A 15,408-nucleotide genomic window follows, 5' to 3' on the forward strand; every position below is an offset into this window, starting at 1 on the left:
GTAGAAATGTCGCGTATTGGACGTAAGTCGATCCCGGTGCCTGCCGGCGTCGACATCACGATCGACGGCCGGACCGTCAAGGTCAAGGGCCCCAAGGGCGAACTGAGCCACGTGCTGGCCGAGCCGATCACGGCGGAGCGGGGCGAGGACGGCGAGCTGCACGTCAACCGGCCCAACGACGAGCGCAAGGCCAAGGAGCTGCACGGCCTGAGCCGTACGCTGGTGGCCAACATGATCGTCGGTGTGACCGAGGGCTACCGCAAGAGCCTGGAGATCGCCGGTACCGGTTACCGCGTGACCGCCAAGGGCAAGGACCTGGAGTTCGCGCTCGGGTTCTCGCACCCGGTCCTCGTGCCGGCGCCGGACGGCATCACCTTCACGGTCGAGAAGCCGACGCTGTTCCACGTGGCCGGCATCGACAAGCAGCAGGTCGGTGAGGTCGCCGCCAACATCCGGAAGATCCGTCCGCCGGAGCCCTACAAGGGCAAGGGCGTGAAGTACCAGGGCGAGGTCATCCGCCGCAAGGCTGGAAAGGCAGGTAAGAAGTGAGCGCCACGCTGCTCAAGCGCCGCCGCGGCGTCGCCGCCAAGCGTGCCGTCGGGCGTGCGCGTCGGCACTTCCGGGTCCGCAAGAACGTCAGCGGAACCGCCGAGCGTCCCCGCCTCGTCGTCACCCGCTCCCTGCGGCACATGGTGGCCCAGGTCGTGGACGACACCAAGGGTCACACCCTGGCGTCGGCCTCGACCATGGACGCCTCGCTGCGCGGCGCCGAGGGCGACAAGAGCGCCCTGGCCGGCAAGGTCGGCGCCCTGCTCGCCGAGCGTGCCAAGGCCGCCGGCGTCTCGAAGGTCGTCTTCGACCGCGGTGGCAACCGGTACGCGGGGCGTGTCGCCGCGCTTGCCGACGCCGCCCGCGAAGCCGGGCTCGAGTTCTAGAAACCCCGTCACGAGAGAGAAGGAAGGCTGCTGATGCCAGGTCAACAGCGCCGTGGCGGCGGGTCCGGTGGCAACGAGGGTGGTCGCCGCGACAACCGCCGTGAGGGCGGCCGCGGAAACGCGCCCGTCGAGAAGACCCCGCACCTCGAGCGGGTCGTCGCGATCAACCGCGTCGCCAAGGTCGTGAAGGGTGGTCGTCGCTTCAGCTTCACCGCCCTCGTGATCGTGGGCGACGGCGACGGCACCGTCGGTGTGGGCTACGGAAAGGCCAAGGAGGTGCCCGCGGCGATCGCCAAGGGTGTCGAGGAGGCCAAGAAGCACTTCTTCAAGGTGCCGCGGATCGGTCAGTCGATCCCGCACCCGGTCACGGGCGAGGACGCCGCCGGTGTGGTGCTGCTCAAGCCGGCCTCCGCCGGTACGGGTGTCATCGCCGGTGGTCCGGTGCGTGCCGTGCTGGAGTGCGCGGGCATCCACGACGTGCTCTCCAAGAGCCTCGGCTCGTCCAACCCGATCAACATCGTGCATGCCACGGTGGCGGCCCTGAAGGGGCTCGAGTCCCCGGAGCAGGTCGCGGCCCGTCGTGGTCTGCCGGTCGAGGACGTCGCGCCGGCCGCCATGCTGGCGTCGCGGGCGGGGGTGGCGTCCTGATGGCACGCCTGAAGGTCACCCAGGTCCGGTCCGAGATCGGGACCAAGAAGAACCAGCGTGACTCGCTGCGTTCGCTCGGTCTCAAGCGGATCAACGACGTGGTGGTCAAGGAGGACCGGCCGGAGATCCGCGGCATGATCTTCACGGTCAACCACCTCGTGAAGGTCGAGGAGGTCGAGTAATGACGATCAAGGTGCACCACCTGCGTCCGGCTCCGGGTGCCAAGACCGACAAGACCCGCGTGGGTCGCGGTGAGGGCTCGAAGGGCAAGACCGCCGGTCGCGGTACCAAGGGTTCCAAGGCCCGCAAGAACATCTCGCCGGCGTTCGAGGGTGGGCAGATGCCCATCCACATGCGCCTGCCGAAGATGAAGGGCTTCAAGAACAAGTTCAAGGTCGTGTTCCAGGTGGTCAACCTGGACCGGCTGGCCGAGCTGTTCCCGAACGGTGGCCAGGTCGGCCCGGTCGAGCTGGTCGAGGCCGGCGCGGTCCGCAAGGGTCACCCGGTCAAGGTGCTCGGCACCGGCGACCTCGGCGGCGTGTCCCTCCAGGTTTCGGCGCACGCGTTCAGCGCGTCGGCCAAGGAGAAGATCACCGCTGCCGGTGGCTCGGTCACCGAGCTGTAAGACGATGTTCATGGCGCCCGCTCAGTTGTTCGCGACTGGGCGGGCGCCATGGTCTACCGGCGACGTGTGCGCCGGGTAACATCGGATTCGGTTTATGTAGCCGGGCACATCTGCCCGGACCGGGACCGGGCTGTTAGAGTCCGTTCCCAGCCATGGATTCCGGACACTCCGTCCGGCACCACACCCCGCCCCGCCAGGGACTCGTTCACCGGCGGCCCGCGTCGCGCAGGAGGAAGAAGTTGCTGTCCGCCTTTCTCAGTGCGTTCCGTACGCCTGACCTGCGCAAGAAGCTGCTGTTCACAGTAGGCATCATCGCGGTCTACCGGCTGGGCGCCACGCTGCCCAGCCCGGGCGTCTCGTACGGCAACGTGCAGAAGTGCCTCGACACGATCCAGGGTGGCAGCACCGGTGTGCTCAACCTGCTGGATCTCTTCTCCGGTGGCGCGCTGCTCCAGCTCTCGGTCTTCGCGCTGGGCATCATGCCCTACATCACCGCGTCGATCATCCTGCAGCTGCTGACGGTGGTGATCCCGCGCCTGGAGCAGCTCCGCAAGGAGGGCCAGGCCGGGCAGGCCAAGATCACGCAGTACACCCGCTACCTGACGCTGGGCCTGGGTGTCCTCCAGGCCTCGGCGTTCGTGGCGCTCGCCCGCTCCGGGCAGCTGTTCAACAACCAGTGCGACCAGTTCCCGATCGTGCCCCAGGGCACCGGCATCCCGGACTGGCTGACGCTGACCATCCTGGTCATGACCATGACCGCCGGCACCGGCGTCGTGATGTGGCTCGGCGAGCTGATCACCGACCGGGGCGTCGGCAACGGCATGTCCGTGCTGATCTTCACCTCGATCGCGGCCCGCCTCCCCAGCGAGGGCTGGAAGATCAAGACCACCAAGGGCTGGGGGATGTTCCTCCTCGTCATCGCCCTGGTGCTGGTGGTCATCACCGCTGTCACGTTCATCGAGCAGGCGCAGCGCCGCATCCCGGTGCAGTACGCCAAGCGCATGATCGGCCGGCGGATGTACGGCGGCACCTCGACCTACATCCCGCTGAAGGTGAACCAGGCCGGCGTCATCCCGGTCATCTTCGCCTCGTCGCTGCTCTACCTGCCGCAGCTCGCGCTCCAGTTCTTCGATCAGAACGACCCGGGCAAGGTCCAGGCGTGGATCCAGAACCACATCGTGAAGGCGAGCGCGCCGGAGCACATCGCGATCTACTTCCTGCTGATCATCTTCTTCACGTACTTCTACGTGTCGATCACGTTCAACCCGACCGAGGTCGCGGACAACATGAAGAAGTACGGCGGCTTCGTGCCGGGCATCCGCCCCGGCAAGCCGACCGCCGAGTACCTCGACTTCATCCTCAGCCGGATCACCCTGCCGGGCGCGCTCTACCTGGGCATCGTCGCGATCCTGCCGAACTTCTTCTTCATCTGGCTGGACAACCAGCAGTTCCAGAACTTCCCGTTCGGCGGCACCGCTGTGCTGATCATGGTCGGCGTCGGTCTGGAGACCGTGAAGCAGATCGAAAGCCAACTCATGCAGCGGAACTACGAAGGGTTCCTGCGGTAGATGCGACTCGTTCTGGTTGGCCCGCCGGGCGCGGGCAAGGGCACACAGGCGGAGTTCATCGCCGCGCACCTCTCGGTGCCGAAGATCTCGACCGGTGACATCTTCCGGGCGAACGTCTCCCAGGGCACGCCCCTGGGAGTCGAGGCCAAGCGGTACATGGACGCCGGCAAGCTGGTCCCGGACGAGGTCACCATCAACATGGTGCGCGACCGGCTCGCCGAGCCGGACGCGAGCGAGGGCTTCCTGCTCGACGGCTTCCCGCGGACCACTCCGCAGGCCGCCGCGCTGGACAAGCTCCTCGCCGACCTCGGCACCGCGCTGGACCTGGTCCTGGAGCTGGTCGTCGACGACGACGAGGTGATCCGGCGGCTGTCCGGCCGGCGCACCTGCCGGGGCTGCGGCAAGATCTGGCACGTCGAGTTCGACGCGACCAGCCGGGACGGCATCTGCGACCGCTGCGGCGCGGAGCTGTTCCAGCGGGACGACGACAAGCCGGAGACCATCGCCGCCCGGCTGCGGGAATACGCCGAGAAGACCGCGCCGCTGGTCGACTACTACGGCGCCCAGGGCAAGCTGGTGGGCATCGACGCGACCGGCCCGGTGGAGGACGTCACCGTCCGCGCCATCGACGCGCTGCGCTCGTACGGCGGCTGAGGTCCCACCGCCAACCGGCGGATAGAGTGCGAACAGCGGGGTACGTGCGACGTGCCCCGCTGCTCCGCGTACGCGCGACGAAAGGTAAACACCACCATGCGCCGTCCCCAGCTGGACATCCAGCTGAAGACCCCCGAGCAGATCGAGTTGATGCGGGCCGCCGGTCTGGTCGTCGCCCGTGCCCTGCGCCGGATGCGCGAGGCGGTGGCGCCCGGGGTGTCGACGGCCGACCTGGACGCGATCGCCGAGTCGACCATCCGCGAGGCCGGCGCCGTGCCGTCGTTCAAGGGCTACCACGGCTTCCCGGCGTCGATCTGCTCCTCGGTCAACCAGCAGGTGGTGCATGCCATCCCGTCGCCTGAGCAGGTGCTGCGCGAGGGCGACCTGATCTCGATCGACTGCGGCGCGGTGCTGGACGGCTGGCACGGCGACGCGGCGGTCACGGTGCCGGTCGGCGAGGTCGACCCGGCGCTGCTGAGGATGACAGCGGTGGCCGAGGACGCCATGTGGGCCGGGATCGCCGCCGCGGCGCGCGGGGCGGCCTCCGGCAGGGGCCGGCTGACCGACATCTCCCACGCGGTCGAGACCGCGGTCCGTAAGGGCGGCCGGTACGGCATCGTCGACGGCTACGGCGGCCACGGCATCGGCACCGAGATGCACCAGGACCCGCACGTGCTCAATCACGGGCGTCCCGGCAAGGGGCCGCGCCTGGTGCCGGGTCTGGCGCTCGCCATCGAGCCGATGATCACGATGGGCTCGCCGCGTACGGTCGAGCTGGCCGACGGCTGGACCGTGGTGACCCGGGACGGGTCGATGGCGGTGCACGTGGAGCACTCGATGGCGCTGCTCGACGACGGCGTGTGGGTGCTGACCGCGGAGGACGGCGGACGGGCCCGCCTGGGCGATCTGGTGACCGCGCGGCAGACGCCGGTCGACTCCCCGGCCGCCTGATCGCCGGTCCCGGCCGCCGGATGAGCGCCGCACACCGTGCCGTCTTGGCGATCGGGTGCCATGCTGGTTCCCATGGATGAGCGCAACCGGATGCGGGCGGCCGACGCGGACCGGGAGGCCACCGCGGAGCGACTTCGGACGGCGCTGGCCGAGGGACGGCTCGACCTGGGCGAGTACGACGATCGGCTCCGCCAGGCGTACGGGGCCAAGACCTACGGCGAGCTGGACGAACTGCTGACCGACCTGCCCGGCACCGCGCCGGCCGAGCGTTCCCTGCCGGCTCCGCGCGCGACCGGGGAGAGCGGCGTGGCCGCCCGGGAGCGGTCGGGCTTGAGCGCGCGTAACGCCTGGCTGCTGGGGGTCTGGGGGCCCTGGCTGAAGGTGGCCCTGATCCTCACCGCCGTCTGGTTCGTCTCCCAGCTCGGTGAGGGCGAGTTCGAGCTCGACGACTACTGGCCGATCTGGGTGCTCGGGCCGTGGGGCGCCGTGGTGCTCTACCAGACCATGCAGGGGCTGGCCCACGGTGCGCCGGAGAAGGACGCCGAGCGGCGGCGGCGCAAGCAGGTCGAGCGGGAGACCCGCCGGCAGGCGAAGCGGGAGCTGCCGGAGACGTGATCTGCGTCATATCCGTGCCGTCCGGGTGACCGCCGGGCCGGTCGGTTTGGCGAGCGCGCGCGGGTCGGCGTACACTTTCAGATCGGCGCACAGCGTCCACTCCGCCATGCCCACCCAGCGCTTCGGTGGGAGTCGGAGCCGCGGCTGGCGCGGGTTTCCTGATCTTGGTCAGTTCTCCCGTGTAAGACGTTGTGGGCCGTCCGGAGCAACCGACGTCAGGACAGCGGAGTACATGCCGAAAAAAGACGGAGCAATCGAGATCGAGGGTCGGGTCATCGAGCCCCTGCCGAACGCCATGTTCCGGGTGGAGCTCGCGAACGGCCACAAGGTGCTCGCTCACATCAGCGGCAAGATGCGGCAGCACTACATCCGCATCCTGCCGGAGGACCGGGTCGTCGTCGAACTCTCGCCGTACGACCTGACCCGCGGGCGCATCGTCTACCGCTACAAGTAATCCTGACGGCGGCCGGGACGTTCCCGTGTCCGTCTTCGACGTCCGGATCGCGCACCGTCGCGGCTCCGGGCCAGATGGGAAGTAAGGCAACCGTGAAGGTCAAGCCGAGCGTCAAGAGGATCTGCAACAAGTGCCGGGTGATCCGCCGGCACGGCCGGGTCATGGTCATCTGCACCGACCCGCGCCACAAGCAGCGCCAGGGCTGACGCCCCACACATCACCAACTCGTCCCAGCCGCGGTCGGTGCGCCTCGCGTACCCCCTCGTGGTTGACCCCCGGTCGGAGGCCGGGGCCCGCTCGGGCAGCGACCCGTCCCGGTCGCCGGCGTTCGTCGCCGGAAGGACAGGGCCGGTCGCGTAGCGGGGTGGGACGGGTCCACACCTCCGCCACACATCACGAGGAGTACGCCCGCACATGGCACGTCTAGTCGGCGTGGATCTCCCCCGCGAGAAGCGGATGGAGATCGCGCTCACCTACATCTTCGGGGTCGGTCGCACCCGCGCCCTGGAGACGCTCGCCGCGACCGGCATCTCGCCGGACAAGCGCGTTCGGGACCTCACGGACGAGGAGCTCGTCGAGCTCCGGAACCACATCGAGGGCAACTACAAGGTTGAAGGCGACCTGCGCCGCGAGGTCGCCGCTGACATCCGCCGCAAGGTCGAGATCGGCTGCTACGCCGGTATCCGGCACCGTCGCGGTCTGCCCGTGCGTGGCCAGCGCACCAAGACCAACGCGCGGACCCGGAAGGGCCCGAAGCGGACCGTGGCCGGCAAGAAGAAGCCCGGCAAGAAGTAACTAGGAGCGCACAGACTTATGCCACCGAAGGCTCGTGCCGGAGCCGCCGTCAAGAAGGTCCGGCGCAAGGAACGCAAGAACGTCGCCCACGGGCAGGCGCACATCAAGAGCACCTTCAACAACACCATCGTGTCCATCACGGACCCGACCGGTGCGGTCATCTCCTGGGCCTCCTCCGGCCAGGTCGGCTTCAAGGGCTCCCGCAAGTCGACTCCGTTCGCCGCGCAGCTTGCCGCCGAGGCCGCCGCGCGCCGCGCGATGGAGCACGGCATGCGCAAGGTCGACGTGTTCGTCAAGGGCCCCGGCTCCGGCCGGGAGACCGCCATCCGTTCGCTGCAGGCCGTCGGCCTCGAGGTCGGGCAGATCTCCGACGTCACGCCGCAGCCGCACAACGGGTGCCGTCCGCCGAAGCGTCGCCGGGTCTGAGAGGTTAGAGAGAGATGGCTCGTTACACCGGTGCTGACTGCCGCCGTTGCCGGCGGGAGAAGATGAAGCTGTTCCTCAAGGGCAGCAAGTGCGATGGTCCGAAGTGCCCGTTCGAGTCCCGGCCGTTCCCGCCCGGGCAGCACGGCCGCGGCCGCACGAAGGAGACGGAGTACCTGCTCCAGCTCCGTGAGAAGCAGAAGGCCCGTCGTGTCTACGGCGTGCTGGAGAAGCAGTTCCGCGGCTACTACGAAGAGGCCGTGAGCAAGGAGGCCAAGACCGGCGAGGTCCTGCTGCAGATCCTCGAGTCGCGGCTGGACAACGTGGTCTACCGGGCCGGCTACGCCAAGTCCCGGGACATGGCCCGTCAGCTGGTCAAGCACGGCCACTTCACGGTGAACGGCAAGAAGGTCGACATCCCGTCGTACCGCGTCAAGGAGCACGACATCGTCGAGGTGCGTGCCAAGAGCAAGGAGCTCACCCCGTTCCTCGTGGCGCAGGGTGAGGCCGGCTCGCGGACCGTTCCGGCGTGGCTGGAGGCGATTCCGAGCCAGCTGAAGATCCTCGTGCACTCGCTCCCGGCCCGCCAGGTGATCGACACCCAGGTCCAGGAGCAGCTGATCGTCGAGCTCTACTCCAAGTAAGGGCTCGTTGCGGTGGCCCGTCCTCCGGGGCGGGCCACCGGAACAGTTGTGTCGTGGGCGTCAAATAGCGGGCGCCCCGGAAGAGAAGAGAAAAGATGCTCATCAGCCAGCGACCGTCTCTCTCCGAAGAGTCGATCAACGAGACCCGCTCCCGGTTCACCATCGAGCCGCTGGAGCCCGGCTTCGGCTACACGCTGGGCAACTCCCTGCGGCGTACGCTGCTGTCCTCCATTCCCGGTGCGGCGGTCACCTCGATCAAGATCGACGGTGTCCTGCACGAGTTCACCACGATCCCCGGGGTCAAGGAGGACGTGGTCGAGCTCGTCATGAACATCAAGGAGCTGTGCGTCAGCTCCGAGCACGACGAGCCGGTCAGCATGTACCTGCGCAAGCAGGGCCCGGGCGACGTGACCGCCGGTGACATCCAGCCCCCGGCCGGTGTCTCGGTGCACAACCCGGACCTGAAGCTCGCCACCCTCAACGGCAAGGGCCGGCTCGACATGGAGCTGACCGTCGAGCGGGGTCGCGGCTACGTCACGGCGGCGCAGAACAAGCAGGCGGGCGCCGAGATCGGCCGGATCCCGGTCGACTCGATCTACTCGCCGGTGCTCAAGGTGACGTACCGGGTCGAGGCGACCCGTGTCGAGCAGCGGACCGACTTCGACCGGCTGATCATCGACGTCGAGACCAAGCCGTCGATGGGCCCGCGTACGGCGCTGGCCTCGGCCGGCTCGACGCTGGTGGAGCTGTTCGGGCTCGCCCGTGAGCTGGACGAGACCGCTGAGGGCATCGACATCGGCCCGTCGCCGCAGGACGCCCAGCTGGCGGCGGACCTGGCCCTGCCGATCGAGGAGCTGGACCTGACCGTCCGCTCCTACAACTGCCTCAAGCGCGAGGGCATCAACTCCGTTGGTGAGCTCATCGGGCGTACCGAGGCCGACCTTCTCGACATCCGCAACTTCGGCCAGAAGTCGATCGACGAGGTCAAGATGAAGCTCGCCGGGATGGGCCTGGGGCTGAAGGACTCGGCTCCGAACTTCGACCCGGCGCACGTCGTGGACGCCTTCGGTGAGGCGGACTACGACACCGATGACTACCGCGAGACCGAGCAGCTCTAGTCCGCGCTGCCGCCACACCTGAGGAGCACCAAGCATGCCCACGCCCACCAAGGGCCCCCGCCTCGGCGGCAGCCCCGCGCACGAGCGGCTGATGCTGGCCAACCTGGCCACCGCGCTGTTCCAGCACGGCAAGATCCAGACCACCGAGACGAAGGCCCGGCGGCTGCGTCCGCTGGCCGAGCAGCTCATCACCAAGGCCAAGCGCGGCGACCTCGCCGCGCGTCGCCGGGTGCTGGGCGTCGTCAAGGACAAGGACGTGGTCTACGCCCTGTTCGACCAGATCGCGCCCCGGTACGCCAACCGCAACGGTGGCTACACCCGGATCGTGAAGACCGGCCCGCGCAAGGGTGACGCCGCTCCGATGGCGATCATCGAGCTGGTGGAGGAGCTTCAGGTCGCCGAGCCGAAGGCGAACAAGAAGACCGCCGCCCGCAAGGCCGCGCAGCAGGACAAGGTCGAGGCCCTGGCCCCGGCCGAGGAGAAGCCGCGCTCCAGCGAGGGCGACCAGGACGCCGAGGCCCCGGTCTCCGCGTCGGGTGACACCGCCGCCGCCCGTGAGGACAGCGACGAGGCCACCGAGAACGACAAGGCCTGAGATCAGGCTCGACCGGGCCCGGCATCCCTTCGGGGGTGCCGGGCCCGTCGCCGTCGACAGGAGGTACGAGGTGGACGAGCGGACCCGGCTGCGGCTGGACGTCTCGTACGACGGCACCGACTTCTCCGGGTGGGCCCCCCAGCCGACCCGGCGCACCGTGGCGGGTGTGCTCATGCAGACGCTGGATCTGGTGCTCGGCGCGGGCACGGCGACCGGCCTGACAGTGGCCGGCCGTACCGACGCCGGTGTGCACGCCACCGGGCAGGTCTGCCACCTCGACCTCCCGGCTCCGGTGTGGCGGGAGCACGAGGGGCGGTTGCTGCGGCGGCTGGCCCGGCTGCTGCCGCCGGACGTGCGGGTACGCGCGATGACCGAGGTGCCGGCCGACTTCGACGCCCGGTTCTCGGCCACGTTCCGGCGCTACGAGTACCGGGTCACCGACGCACCGTGGGGCGCCGAGCCGCTGCGCCGCGGGGACACCCTGGCCTGGCCGAAGCCGCTGGACCTGGCGGCACTCAACGCCTCCGCCGCCGGGCTGGTGGGCGAGCACGACTTCGCCGCGTACTGCCGGCGCAAGGAGAACGCGACCACGCTGCGCGAGGTGACCCGGCTGGACTGGCGGCGCGACCCGGACGGAATCCTGGTCGCCACCGTGCAGGCCGACGCGTTCTGCCAGAACATGGTGCGCAGCCTGGTCGGGGCGATGCTGGTGGCGGGCGACGGGCGGCGGCCGGTCCAGTGGCCGGCCGGCCTGCTGAGCCGGCGTGAGCGCTCCAGCGAGGTCACAGTGGCACCCGCGCACGGCCTGGCCCTGGTCGAGGTGGGCTACCCGGCCGATCCGGCCGAGTACGCCCGCCGCGCCGATCTGACCCGCCGGTTGCGGGTGCCGGTGGCCGAGGGCTGAGCCGGGCTCAGTCGGTGCCCCGCTGACCGGCGCTGTCCCCGGCCGAGTCCGCGTCGGGCTGACCGGCCGTTCCGGCGGCCGCGCGACGGTCCAGCACGCTCCGGTTGAGGTGCAGCTCGACCAGGTCGTACATGATCTCGCGGGCGGTCGCGTCGTCGCTCCCAATGCGTTCCCCGTCGGCGCGGGTGACCAGGCAGAAGGCGACGTAGTGTCCGCGTACCTGCCAGGCGACCCGGGCTGCGGCCCGCTCCACCGCCTCGGTGTCGTCGCCCGCCGCCATGCCGCGGAACCGTCCCTGGCGCTGGTCGAGCAGCGGCCGGATGCGGTCGCGTACCCGCTGGGCGGTGGCCACGTCGGTGAGGTTGAACAGACCGGCGGTGACCAGGTGGTCGCCGTCGGGGGAGCGCAGCGTGCCCCGCACGACCTGGTTGCAGCCGAGCCGGACCAGCAGGTCGGCGATCTCGCCGGTGGCCGCGACCTGGCACTTCGTGCTGGCCTGGGTCTTCAGCACCCGGTAGGCGGGCTTCCCGTCGGTGAGCACCAGGTCCTTGGTGGGGAAGACCTCCTTGGCGGTGAGCGCCGCCTGGTCGGTGTCCCGGGAGTCCAGGTCGGTGGCGCCGGACGGGGTGCTCGACTCGCTCGGCTGCGGGGTCGGCTGGCCGGCCGGCGGCGTGGCGGTGCGTTCGTCGAGCAGGGCCGCGACGGCGAGCCCGGTGAGCGAGAGCAGCAGAAGTACGGCGGCGCCGCCGACGAGCGTCTGCCAGAACCGGCCGCCGCCGCGGCGTTCGGCGCGCCGGGTCCGGGGCAGCTCGGAGACGTCGGCGGCGCGGGCCGTCGGGCTGGCCGGGATCGGGACCGTCGGCCGGTTCGTCGCCGCCGGTACCGGTGCCGGCATGGGCGGCGCGGGCTGCGGCACCGGTGAGGGCTCGCGTGGTGGCGCGGGCCGCCCGGGCGTCGGCGCCGGGGCAGGTGGTGCCGGAACGGGGGCGCGGGCGTCGTCCGCCGTGGCCTGCCCGTCGGGGTCGGCCTGCTCGGGTGCGCCGGCCGGGGGCAGCGCCGCTTGCGGGCGCGGCGGCGGGGGCAGCGACGGCGTGGGGAAGCGGGAGCGTGACGGGCCCGCGGGCGGGGGCGTCGTGGCTGCGGGCCCGTTCGGGGCCGACCCGGGCTTCGGGTACTCCAGGAAGGCGTCCTCATCGGACTCGTACCGGTACACCATGTGGCATAGAGTAGGACTGATTGTCCCTTTCAGGGGTAATATCGGGAAATTCTGGCGGAGTGGCGTCCGGCTCCGCCCGCGACACCGTCGCCGGAACCGCTCCGGCCCGGTGCGAGAATGCCTGCGTGACCGGCGACCACTACTTCACCGCTGAGCCCTCGACCCCGGCCCGCCCGCGCGAGGTCGAGTTCACAGTCGCCGGACGCGACTACACGCTCGCCTCGGCCGGCGGCGTCTTCTCCGCCGACCGGCTCGACCCGGGCACCGCCGTGCTGCTGCGCAAGGCCGACCTGCCGGCCGCCGACGTCACCGGCGCGCTGCTCGACATCGGCTGCGGCTTCGGCCCGATCACCTGCGTCCTGGCCACCGTCGCGCCGAAGGCCCGCGTCTGGGCCGTGGACGTCAACGAGCGCGCCCGCGCCCTCACCACCGCCAACGCGGCAAGGGTCGGCGCCGCCGACCGGGTCCGCGCCGTCGCGCCCGACGACCTGCCGGACGACGTCACCTTCACCCAGATCTGGTCCAACCCGCCGATCCACATCGGCAAGGCGGAACTGCACGGCCTGCTGCTGCGCTGGCTGCCCCGGCTCGCCCCGGACGGCGTGGCCTGGCTCGTCGTCGCCCGGCACCTCGGCGGCGACTCGCTGCACCGCTGGCTGGTCGAGCAGGGCTGGTCCGTCGAGCGGCACGCCAGCCAGAAGGGCTACCGGGTGCTGCGGGTCACCCGGTAATCCGGTGTCGTCCACCGACCCGGCTCGGGCAGGATGCCCGCGTGGGATACGTGGACGTGGCAGGAGTCGGGCACATCCTCCCGGACGGGCGTGAGCTGTTCAGCGACGTGTCGTTCCGGGTCGGCGAGGGTGCCAAGGTGGCGCTGGTCGGCCCGAACGGCGCCGGCAAGACCACGCTGCTGCGGATGGTCGCCGGTGACCTGCCGGTGAAGACCGGCGCGATCGCCCGCTCCGGTGGGCTGGGCGTGATGCGGCAGTTCATCGGCATGATCGGAGACGAGTCCACGCTCGCCGACCTCGCCCTGTCGCTGGCGCCGCCGGCGCTGCGCGACGCCGGGCGGCGGCTCGCCGAGACCGAGGCGGCCATGCGGGCGGCCGAGGTCCGCGGCAAGTACAGCTCCGCCGCCGCGAAGACCCAGCTCGCGTACGCCGAGGCGCTCGCCGCCTGGGGCGAGACCGGCGGGTACGACGCGGAGGTCCTCTTCGACACCGTCGCCACCATCGTGCTCGACCTGCCGTGGGACAGCGCCCGGGAACGGCCGGTGCGCACGCTGTCGGGCGGCCAGCAGAAGCGTTTCGCGCTGGAACTGCTGCTGCGCGGCCCGGACGAGGTGCTGCTGCTCGACGAGCCGGACAACTTCCTCGACGTACCGGGCAAGCGCTGGCTGGAGGCGCGGCTGCGCGAGTCGGGCAAGTCCGTGCTGTACGTCTCGCACGACCGGGAACTGCTGGCGCAGACCGCCGACCGGGTCGTCGCGGTGGAGGGCGGCAGCGCCTGGGTGCACCCGGGCGGCTTCGCGAGCTGGCACGAAGCCCGGGTGGCCCGCCACGCCCGCCTCGACGAGCTGCGCAAACGCTGGGACGAGGAGCACCAGAAGCTGCGTGAGCTGATGCTGATGTACAAGCAGAAGGCCGCGTACAACGACGGGATGGCCTCCCGCTATCAGGCCGCGCAGACCCGGTTGCGCAAGTTCGAGGAGGCCGGGCCGCCGCCCGTACCCCCGAAAGATCAGGACATCCGGATGCGCCTGACCGGCGGGCGGACCGGCAAGCGCGCGGTCATCGCCGAGCAGCTGGAGCTCGACGGCCTGACGTATCCGTTCGACCTGGAACTCTGGTACGGCGACCGGGTCGCGGTGCTCGGCGCGAACGGCACCGGCAAGTCGCACTTCCTGCGCCTGCTGGCCCGGGGCGGCACCGACCCGGAGCCGGGCAACACCCCCGTCGACGGCGCCGGCGCGCTCGCACCTGTCGCCCACGGTGGCGTGGTCCGGCTCGGCGCACGCGTGCGACCCGGGCACTTCTCGCAGACCCACGACCGGCCGGAACTGATGGCCAAGACACTCGTCGAGGTGCTGTGGCGCGGCGACGACCACCGCGCCGGCATGGACCGGCACGCGGCCATGGCGGCGCTGTCCCGGTACGAGCTGGCCGGTCAGGGCGACCAGCGGTTCGGCACGCTCTCCGGCGGGCAGCAGGCCCGGTTCCTGGTGCTGCTGCTGGAGCTGTCCGGGGCGACCCTGCTGCTGCTCGACGAGCCCACCGACAACCTCGACCTGGCCTCCGCCGAGGCGCTGGAAGCCGGGCTGACCGCGTTCGAGGGGACGGTGGTCGCTGTCACCCACGACAGGTGGTTCACCCGTACCTTCGACCGGTTCGTGTTGTTCCGCGGCGACGGCGACGTGGTGGAGACGCCGGAGCCGGTCTGGGACGTCGGGTGATCGACCGGGACCTGGCCGACCGGCTGTGCGCGGTGGACGGCGTGGTCGCGGTGGCGCTCGGCGGCAGCCGCGCCCGCGGCGACCACCGGCCCGACTCCGACTGGGACCTGGGCCTCTACTACCGGGGTACGCCGGACCTGGCCGGGCTGCGCGCGGTGGCCGCCTCGATCGCCGACGGGCCGGTGGACCTCACCGTCCCGGGCGGCTGGGGACCGTGGGTCGACGGGGGCGGCTGGCTGCGCGTCGGCGGGGTCGCGGTGGACTGGATCTACCGCGACCTGGACCGCGTGCACCGGGTCTGGGCGGACTGCCGGGCCGGCCGCTACACGGTCGAGGTGCAGGCCGGGCACCCGCTCGGCTTCTACTCGCACGCGTACGCCGGGGAGGTGGCGCTCGGACGGGTGCTCGGCGACCCGACCGGCGAGCTGACCGCGCTGCGGGCCGAGACCGTCGACTACCCGCCCGCGCTCGGCGCCGCGCTGGTCGCGGCCGGCTGGGAGACCGGGCTGCTGCTCGACGGCGCCGCGAAGGGCACGGCCGGGGGCGACGCCGGCTATGTGGCCGGCTGCCTGTTCCGGGTGGTCGGGGTGCTGGTCCACGCGCTGCACGGCCGGGCCGGACGGTGGCTTGTCAACGAGAAGGGCATGATCGCCTCCGCCGGGCGTCTGCCGGGTGCGCCGCCGCACTTCGCCGGGCGGGCGCAGGCACTGCTGGGCGCGGTGGGGCGTACCCCGTCCGAGCTGGCGGCGACGATCGCCGCTGCCCGGACGCTGGCCGCCGAGGTGCTCCCGCTGCCCGGGTGACCCCCGGG

Annotated in this window: 21 protein-coding genes; 20 read left to right on the forward strand and 1 reads right to left on the reverse strand. The window is 70.9% G+C overall.

From position 1 onward, the window contains the following. Positions 1 to 6 precede the first annotated feature (6 nt). The 17 genes from rplF (at position 7) to truA (ending at position 10,929) form a co-directional block, all read left to right on the forward strand. On the forward strand, positions 7 to 549 hold the full coding sequence (gene rplF / locus O7604_RS12910; RefSeq protein WP_018784558.1) for a 50S ribosomal protein L6: 543 nt from the start codon (positions 7 to 9) through the stop codon (positions 547 to 549). Next, positions 546 to 935 (forward strand): 50S ribosomal protein L18, encoded by a 390-nt coding sequence (rplR, locus tag O7604_RS12915; protein WP_030501605.1) that lies wholly within the window; start codon positions 546 to 548, stop codon positions 933 to 935. The genes rplF and rplR overlap by 4 nt, the downstream gene beginning before the upstream one ends. Positions 936 to 968: 33 nt before the next feature. Next, entirely contained in the window at positions 969 to 1,583 is a 615-nt protein-coding gene (gene rpsE / locus O7604_RS12920; protein ID WP_013288621.1) for a 30S ribosomal protein S5, read from the forward strand. After that, complete coding sequence (gene rpmD / locus O7604_RS12925) at positions 1,583 to 1,765, forward strand: 50S ribosomal protein L30 (protein WP_013473693.1); 183 nt, start codon at positions 1,583 to 1,585, stop codon at positions 1,763 to 1,765. Before rpsE ends, rpmD begins: the two co-directional genes overlap by 1 nt. Next, positions 1,765 to 2,208 carry a 50S ribosomal protein L15 gene (gene rplO, locus O7604_RS12930; protein WP_018784561.1) on the forward strand — a complete coding sequence of 148 codons (444 nt, stop codon included), beginning with the start codon at positions 1,765 to 1,767 and terminating at the stop codon, positions 2,206 to 2,208. The genes rpmD and rplO overlap by 1 nt, the downstream gene beginning before the upstream one ends. A 239-nt stretch (positions 2,209 to 2,447) precedes the next feature. Continuing rightward, positions 2,448 to 3,776: a preprotein translocase subunit SecY gene (secY, locus tag O7604_RS12935; protein WP_073828939.1), complete on the forward strand. Its 1,329-nt coding sequence runs from the start codon at positions 2,448 to 2,450 to the stop codon at positions 3,774 to 3,776. Then, a complete protein-coding gene (locus O7604_RS12940) occupies positions 3,777 to 4,430 on the forward strand; it encodes an adenylate kinase (RefSeq protein ID WP_269704004.1) in 654 nt (217 codons plus the stop codon). Between the two features lie 96 nt (positions 4,431 to 4,526). After that, positions 4,527 to 5,381: a type I methionyl aminopeptidase gene (gene map / locus O7604_RS12945; protein ID WP_281579733.1), complete on the forward strand. Its 855-nt coding sequence runs from the start codon at positions 4,527 to 4,529 to the stop codon at positions 5,379 to 5,381. Between the two features lie 90 nt (positions 5,382 to 5,471). Beyond that, a complete protein-coding gene (locus O7604_RS12950) occupies positions 5,472 to 5,996 on the forward strand; it encodes a DUF1707 domain-containing protein (protein ID WP_269706992.1) in 525 nt (174 codons plus the stop codon). Positions 5,997 to 6,228: 232 nt separating this feature from the next. Beyond that, positions 6,229 to 6,450 (forward strand): translation initiation factor IF-1, encoded by a 222-nt coding sequence (gene infA / locus O7604_RS12955; protein WP_007073013.1) that lies wholly within the window; start codon positions 6,229 to 6,231, stop codon positions 6,448 to 6,450. Positions 6,451 to 6,542: 92 nt separating this feature from the next. After that, positions 6,543 to 6,656 (forward strand): 50S ribosomal protein L36, encoded by a 114-nt coding sequence (rpmJ, locus tag O7604_RS12960; protein ID WP_012184307.1) that lies wholly within the window; start codon positions 6,543 to 6,545, stop codon positions 6,654 to 6,656. Positions 6,657 to 6,864: 208 nt separating this feature from the next. Further along, positions 6,865 to 7,245: a 30S ribosomal protein S13 gene (gene rpsM, locus O7604_RS12965; protein ID WP_013288614.1), complete on the forward strand. Its 381-nt coding sequence runs from the start codon at positions 6,865 to 6,867 to the stop codon at positions 7,243 to 7,245. 18 nt (positions 7,246 to 7,263) lie between these two features. Continuing rightward, a complete protein-coding gene (gene rpsK / locus O7604_RS12970) occupies positions 7,264 to 7,671 on the forward strand; it encodes a 30S ribosomal protein S11 (RefSeq protein ID WP_013288613.1) in 408 nt (135 codons plus the stop codon). 14 nt (positions 7,672 to 7,685) lie between these two features. After that, entirely contained in the window at positions 7,686 to 8,312 is a 627-nt protein-coding gene (gene rpsD / locus O7604_RS12975; protein ID WP_018784565.1) for a 30S ribosomal protein S4, read from the forward strand. A gap of 95 nt (positions 8,313 to 8,407) precedes the next feature. Continuing rightward, complete coding sequence (locus O7604_RS12980; RefSeq protein ID WP_007073009.1) at positions 8,408 to 9,430, forward strand: DNA-directed RNA polymerase subunit alpha; 1,023 nt, start codon at positions 8,408 to 8,410, stop codon at positions 9,428 to 9,430. Between the two features lie 34 nt (positions 9,431 to 9,464). Continuing rightward, positions 9,465 to 10,025, forward strand: a complete 561-nt coding sequence (gene rplQ / locus O7604_RS12985) for a 50S ribosomal protein L17 (protein WP_269704006.1) — start codon at positions 9,465 to 9,467, stop codon at positions 10,023 to 10,025. 70 nt (positions 10,026 to 10,095) lie between these two features. Beyond that, positions 10,096 to 10,929, forward strand: a complete 834-nt coding sequence (gene truA, locus O7604_RS12990; RefSeq protein ID WP_281579734.1) for a tRNA pseudouridine(38-40) synthase TruA — start codon at positions 10,096 to 10,098, stop codon at positions 10,927 to 10,929. A 7-nt stretch (positions 10,930 to 10,936) separates the two neighbouring features. Here truA and O7604_RS12995 read toward each other — a convergent pair whose 3' ends face one another. Next, positions 10,937 to 12,145: a hypothetical protein gene (locus O7604_RS12995; protein WP_269704010.1), complete on the reverse strand. Its 1,209-nt coding sequence runs from the start codon at positions 12,143 to 12,145 to the stop codon at positions 10,937 to 10,939. 125 nt (positions 12,146 to 12,270) lie between these two features. On the opposite strand from O7604_RS12995, the gene O7604_RS13000 reads away from it, so the two are divergent. Genes O7604_RS13000 through O7604_RS13010 form a run of 3 tightly spaced genes read left to right on the forward strand, consistent with a single transcriptional unit; the run spans position 12,271 to position 15,400 of the window. After that, positions 12,271 to 12,876: a methyltransferase gene (locus O7604_RS13000; protein ID WP_269704012.1), complete on the forward strand. Its 606-nt coding sequence runs from the start codon at positions 12,271 to 12,273 to the stop codon at positions 12,874 to 12,876. Positions 12,877 to 12,917: 41 nt separating this feature from the next. Continuing rightward, complete coding sequence (locus tag O7604_RS13005) at positions 12,918 to 14,597, forward strand: ATP-binding cassette domain-containing protein (RefSeq protein ID WP_269704013.1); 1,680 nt, start codon at positions 12,918 to 12,920, stop codon at positions 14,595 to 14,597. Continuing rightward, entirely contained in the window at positions 14,594 to 15,400 is an 807-nt protein-coding gene (locus O7604_RS13010; protein ID WP_281579735.1) for a nucleotidyltransferase domain-containing protein, read from the forward strand. The genes O7604_RS13005 and O7604_RS13010 overlap by 4 nt, the downstream gene beginning before the upstream one ends. Positions 15,401 to 15,408 lie beyond the last annotated feature (8 nt).

Source organism: Micromonospora sp. WMMA1947 (assembly GCF_027497355.1).
Lineage (GTDB): Bacteria > Actinomycetota > Actinomycetes > Mycobacteriales > Micromonosporaceae > Micromonospora.

What these genes read in the sequence shown, in the direction of transcription:
- rplF (WP_018784558.1), top strand. Translation starts at nt 7, where the DNA reads ATGTCGCGTATTGGACGTAAGTCGATCCCGGTGCCTGCCGGCGTCGAC.
- rpsE (WP_013288621.1), top strand. Translation starts at nt 969, where the DNA reads ATGCCAGGTCAACAGCGCCGTGGCGGCGGGTCCGGTGGCAACGAGGGT.
- rpmD (WP_013473693.1), top strand. Translation starts at nt 1,583, where the DNA reads ATGGCACGCCTGAAGGTCACCCAGGTCCGGTCCGAGATCGGGACCAAG.
- rplO (WP_018784561.1), top strand. Translation starts at nt 1,765, where the DNA reads ATGACGATCAAGGTGCACCACCTGCGTCCGGCTCCGGGTGCCAAGACC.
- O7604_RS12940 (WP_269704004.1), top strand. Translation starts at nt 3,777, where the DNA reads ATGCGACTCGTTCTGGTTGGCCCGCCGGGCGCGGGCAAGGGCACACAG.
- map (WP_281579733.1), top strand. Translation starts at nt 4,527, where the DNA reads ATGCGCCGTCCCCAGCTGGACATCCAGCTGAAGACCCCCGAGCAGATC.
- O7604_RS12950 (WP_269706992.1), top strand. Translation starts at nt 5,472, where the DNA reads ATGCGGGCGGCCGACGCGGACCGGGAGGCCACCGCGGAGCGACTTCGG.
- infA (WP_007073013.1), top strand. Translation starts at nt 6,229, where the DNA reads ATGCCGAAAAAAGACGGAGCAATCGAGATCGAGGGTCGGGTCATCGAG.
- rpsM (WP_013288614.1), top strand. Translation starts at nt 6,865, where the DNA reads ATGGCACGTCTAGTCGGCGTGGATCTCCCCCGCGAGAAGCGGATGGAG.
- rpsK (WP_013288613.1), top strand. Translation starts at nt 7,264, where the DNA reads ATGCCACCGAAGGCTCGTGCCGGAGCCGCCGTCAAGAAGGTCCGGCGC.
- rpsD (WP_018784565.1), top strand. Translation starts at nt 7,686, where the DNA reads ATGGCTCGTTACACCGGTGCTGACTGCCGCCGTTGCCGGCGGGAGAAG.
- O7604_RS12980 (WP_007073009.1), top strand. Translation starts at nt 8,408, where the DNA reads ATGCTCATCAGCCAGCGACCGTCTCTCTCCGAAGAGTCGATCAACGAG.
- rplQ (WP_269704006.1), top strand. Translation starts at nt 9,465, where the DNA reads ATGCCCACGCCCACCAAGGGCCCCCGCCTCGGCGGCAGCCCCGCGCAC.
- O7604_RS12995 (WP_269704010.1), bottom strand. Translation starts at nt 12,145, where the DNA reads ATGGTGTACCGGTACGAGTCCGATGAGGACGCCTTCCTGGAGTACCCG.